At 67.0% G+C, this 4,668-nt stretch carries 5 protein-coding genes; 3 read left to right on the forward strand and 2 right to left on the reverse strand.

Annotated elements, in window-relative coordinates:
* From B2W70_RS12305 to nagZ, 3 genes are all read left to right on the forward strand, one after another.
* A partial coding sequence (locus B2W70_RS12305) for a pyridoxine 5'-phosphate synthase (protein ID WP_286746074.1) occupies positions 1-358 on the forward strand: 358 nt, incomplete at its 5' end.
* Entirely contained in the window at positions 355-768 is a 414-nt protein-coding gene (gene acpS / locus B2W70_RS12310) for a holo-ACP synthase (protein WP_058086208.1), read from the forward strand. The genes B2W70_RS12305 and acpS, both read left to right, overlap by 4 nt.
* A gap of 153 nt (positions 769-921) precedes the next feature.
* Complete coding sequence (nagZ, locus tag B2W70_RS12315; RefSeq protein ID WP_414631057.1) at positions 922-1,992, forward strand: beta-N-acetylhexosaminidase; 1,071 nt, start codon at positions 922-924, stop codon at positions 1,990-1,992.
* Between the two features lie 39 nt (positions 1,993-2,031).
* On the opposite strand, the gene B2W70_RS12320 is transcribed toward nagZ, so the two are convergent.
* Positions 2,032-3,927, reverse strand: a complete 1,896-nt coding sequence (locus B2W70_RS12320; protein WP_286746076.1) for an AMP-dependent synthetase/ligase — start codon at positions 3,925-3,927, stop codon at positions 2,032-2,034.
* 190 nt (positions 3,928-4,117) lie between these two features.
* Entirely contained in the window at positions 4,118-4,351 is a 234-nt protein-coding gene (locus B2W70_RS12325; RefSeq protein ID WP_286746078.1) for a hypothetical protein, read from the reverse strand.
* Positions 4,352-4,668 lie beyond the last annotated feature (317 nt).

A 4,668-nucleotide genomic window follows, 5' to 3' on the forward strand; every position in this document is an offset into this window, starting at 1 on the left:
GGCGGCTCGCGCCGGCGCGCCCTGCGTGGAACTCCACACCGGCCCGCTTGCCCACGCTTGGTGGGATGGCGATGCCGGCGCCTTGCAGGCGGAACTGACACGCTTGCGCCAGGGTTTGCTGCACGCAGCCAGCCTGGGCCTTCGCACACATGCTGGCCATGGCCTGGCCCTGTGCCAACCCGAGCAGAAGGGCGACGACGCACCCAGCAGCACCGCCCTGGTGGCCGCCTTGCCGGACGTGCACGAGTTGCACATCGGACACGCGCTGATCGGTCACTCGATCTTCGTGGGCATCAAGCAAGCCATTGCCGACTTCAAGGCCGAGGCCATCCGCGCCAGGCAGGCGGGGCGGGCATGATCGTCGGGATCGGCACCGACCTGTGCGACGTGCGCCGCATCCGCGACACGCTGGAGCGCCGAGGCGATCGCTTTGCCGAGAAGGTGCTGGGCGACCGCGAACTCGCCGTGTGGCGCGCCCGCACGGCCCGCTCACCTGTGCGCGGCCTGCGCTACCTGGCCACGCGCTTCGCGGCCAAAGAGGCCTTCTCAAAAGCCATCGGTCTGGGCATCCACATGCCCATGACCTGGCGGCGCTGCGAGATCCTCAACGCCGAGAGCGGCCAGCCCCAGATCGTCCTGAACGACGAACTGGCCACCTGGTTTGCTGCCAAGGGCTGGAAGGCCCACGTCACCGTCACCGATGAAGGCGATCTGGCCCAGGCCTTTGTCGTCGTCGAAACCGATCCCGCTTCGCCGGCAGTGCCTTGATCGGCACGCGTTATCAATTCGCCAGATCACACAGAACTCCGTCTGCCCCCCCTCGCCAAGCCCATGTCCAAAGCCATCCAAGCCCCGAAAGTCGCCAAGGCGTCCAAGTCCCGTGCCATCGCCAAACCCTCGGCGGCAGGTGCGTTGGCCGACCTGCAGCATGCCCCCGTTGTGCTCGACATCGCGGGTCTGACCCTGAATGACGACGACCGCCGCCGCCTGGAACACCCGCTCACCGGTGGCCTGATCCTGTTTGCGCGCAATTGGGAGAGCCGCTCCCAGCTCACCGCTTTGTGCGCCGAGATCAAGGCCATCCGCCCTGACGTGCTGATCTGTGTCGACCACGAAGGCGGACGCGTGCAGCGCTTCAAGACCGATGGCTTCACCCACGTGCCGGCCATGCGCAAGCTCGGCGACATGTGGATGAGCGACGGCAAGGGCGGCGAGGGCGCAGGCGCCATGGCCGCCACCGACGCCGCCACCGCCTGTGGCTACGTGCTGGCCAGCGAGCTGCGCGCCTGCGGTGTCGACCTGACCTTCACGCCCGTGCTCGACCTCGATTGGGGCGAGAGCGGTGTCATCGGCGACCGCGCCTTCCACAGCGACCCGCGCGTGGCCACCGTGCTGGCCAAAGGCGTGATGCACGGCCTGCTGCTGGCCGGCATGGCCAACTGCGGCAAGCACTTCCCCGGCCATGGTTTCGTCAAGGCCGACTCGCACGTGGCCGTGCCGGTCGACAAGCGCTCGCTCAAGGCCATCCTGGCCGACGACGCCAAGCCGTATGAGTGGCTGAGCACCTCGCTGACCAGCGTGATGCCGGCCCACGTCATCTACCCCAAGGTCGATGCCGCACCGGCGGGCTTCTCGTCGCGCTGGCTGCAGGACATCCTGCGAGGCCAGCTGGGCTTCACCGGCGCCATCTTCAGCGACGACCTGAGCATGGAAGGCGCCAGCGTGGCCGGCAGCCAGACGCAAGGCGCCATCGCCGCGCTGAACGCAGGCTGCGACATGGTGTTGCTGTGCAACCAATCGCTCAACGGTGGCGCACCGGTTGATGCCTTGCTCGACGGCCTGAGCGAAGCCCTGGCCCTTGGCGAATGGGCGCCCAGCGCTGACAGCGAGGCCCGCCGAATCGACCTGTTGCCGCAGACCGCACCCTTCACCTGGGACGAGCTGATGCACCACGCGCCTTACCTGCAGGCCCTGGCGAAGCTGCCACGCTGAACATCGCAGCGGGCAGGGCAGAGCAGCTTGCGAGCTGTCTCAGTCTCCGCTGCTGTAGAGCCTGTCCAGCAAGGCCGCGTGGCGATCGATCACCACCTTGCGCTTGACCTTCAGCGTGGGGGTGAGTTCGCCTCCCTCGATGCTCAGCGGCTGGGTGAGCACGGCGAACTTGCGAACGTGTGCCACGCGGGCTTGTGTGGCGTTGACGCGGTCGATCGCGCCTTGCAGGGCCGCCAGCACCCTCGGGTGATCGTGCATGGGCGCTCCCGCTGGCAGGCCTTCGCTGTTCGCCAATGCCTTGAGGGCCTGCGCGTCCAGCGTCACCAGTGCGGTCAGGTAATGGCGGTTGTCGCCGCACACCACCGCGTGCTCGATCAACTCGGCCTCCATCAGCGCCGACTCGATGTTGGCCGGCGCGATGTTCTTGCCGCCCGAGGTGATGATGATGTCCTTCTTGCGGCCGGTGATGTAGACGTAGCCATCCTGGTCGATGCGACCGACGTCTCCTGTGCGCAACCAGCCGTCATCGAACGCGTCGGCCGTGGCGCCGGGTGAGCCCATGTAGCCCTGAAAGAGGTGCGGGCCGCGCACCTGCAGCTCGCCATCTTCGGCCACGCGGATTTCGGTACCGGGCAAGGCCTTGCCGACCGAGCCCACGCGCGTGCTGCCTGGAAAGGACATGGTCGAGGGGCCGCAAACCTCAGACTGGCCATACAGCTCGCGCACGGGCAGGTCCAGTCCAGCGAAGAACCGCAGCTTGTCAGGGTGAATGGGCGCGGCGCCTGAGCTCAGGAAGCGAGCCTGGTCCAGCCCCAGGGCGGCTTGCACCTTGCTGTGGATCAGCTTGCGCGCCAAGCTCATTTGCAGGCCCAGCCACGGCCCGCAGGGTTTGCCGGCGTGGTCGAGCTCGTGCCAGCGCTGACCAACGCCGATGGCCCATCGCGCCAGCGATGCCTTGGCGCCCGTGGCCTGGTTCAGCTTGGCCTCGATGCCCGCTTGTATCTTTTCCCACACACGCGGCACGCCAAAGAAGATGGTGGGGCGCACCTCCTTGAGGTGGTCGCCGAGTTCCTCGATGCTGCGCGCGTAGTACACACTCAAGCCAGAGTGCGCCTGGTTGTGCATCGACCCCATCTGCTCGGCGATGTGGGCCAGGGGCAGGTACGACAGCATGCGGTCGCGTTCATCGACCTCGTAGAGCGAGGTCATGTTCTGCCCCATCCACCACAGGTTTCCCTGGCTGAGGGCCACCGCCTTGGCGGGGCCGGTGGTGCCGGATGTGTAGATGAGCGTGCCGATGTCGGTGGGCAGGAGACTGGCCAGGCGGTCGTTCAGCTGCTTGTCCAGTGCCGGTGTGCCCAGTGACAAAAAGGCATCCCAGCCCATGAGCTGGCGGCGTCCTTCGGGCGCGTTCAGAGCGCCATTGCCTGCTTGCTCCGGCGACGACAGCAGCACCACGGTGCTCAGGTGAAGCAACTCGGGGGCGACCTCTTCGACGGTGCGCAGCCGTTTGCTGTCATCGACCAGCAGCACGCTCGCGCGGCAGTGGTTGAGGATGTAGGCGATGTCCTGGCTGGAGCTGGTCCAGTAGATGCCCGCAGGCGTGGCGCCAATGGCCATGGCCGCAAATGCCATGGTGGCCCATTCAGGGCTGTTGAAGCCCAGGATCGCCACCGCATCGCCGCGTTGAACGCCGAGTTGCAGCAATGCCCGGGCAGCTTGGCGCACGGCCTCGCCGTAGTCCTGCCAGGACGTGCCTTGCCAGGCGTCCGAGCCGCGCATGTGGTAAGCCGGGTGTTGACCCAGGCGCCGAGCGGTCTCGAACAGGATGCGGGGGGGCGGCACAAAGCCTTGCATCGGGTCCATGCCGAGGTGAGCCTGCCCCGTGGCGAGCGGTGCGGCGGCGATTCTGGCGTGCGCAGTCTTGGGGGCCAACGCGGTCTCCTGATGTTTGCCCCATTAGATTCAGTATTGACGTTAAGGTCAATTGCTTGGCGTATAGGTGAAACCCTTTGCTTTGGTGCTGCCGTCGCAGAGGGTTGGCGCGGCCAGACAAAAGAAAAGCCCGGTCGCGGGACCGGGCTTTTCGGTGGGGCACGGAGCGCCTGTGGCGCTCAGGCCTGCATCAGGCTTGCTGCTCGAAGGGCAGGCTCACCTGGCTGAGGTCCTTGCGGGTCTCGACCAGGACCAGCGGACCTTCGTCGAGCACCACGGCGGGCTTGCGCTCACGAGGCATGTGCACAGGCCGCGGTTCGTTGGCGATGGCCTCTTGTGCCGCCGTGATTTTGTCTGCGTCGGAGTTCACCCATTCCAGGCCTGCGCCCTGCGCAATGCCTTGCAACTCGCTCAGCGGCAGCACATAAGGTGCTGCGGCCCGTGCGGGTTCCGGCGCAGCGACAGGCGCCTCGATGGCCATTGCGGGAGCACTGACAGGCGCTTGCGAGGGGGCGACAGCCACCTCAGGCGTTGCGGGCGCAGCGCTGTCTTGCGAGGCAAGGGGCGCGATGACCTCAGCTGGCGACGCGACTTGGGCTTCGGTGACCTCAGTGGGCTGCGCATTTTCGGCACCGTTGCCAACGTCTGCACCTTCCGCCACCTCGGCGCGCTCGCGACGCTCGCCACCACGGCGACCGCGGTTGCGGCGGCGACGGCCTTCCTGGCCTTCGGAGGCGGCAT

The sequence above is a fragment of the Aquabacterium sp. UBA2148 genome, from assembly GCF_002328915.1.
Lineage (GTDB): Bacteria > Pseudomonadota > Gammaproteobacteria > Burkholderiales > Burkholderiaceae_C > Aquabacterium > Aquabacterium parvum.

What these genes read in the sequence shown, in the direction of transcription:
- acpS (WP_058086208.1), top strand. Translation starts at nt 355, where the DNA reads ATGATCGTCGGGATCGGCACCGACCTGTGCGACGTGCGCCGCATCCGC.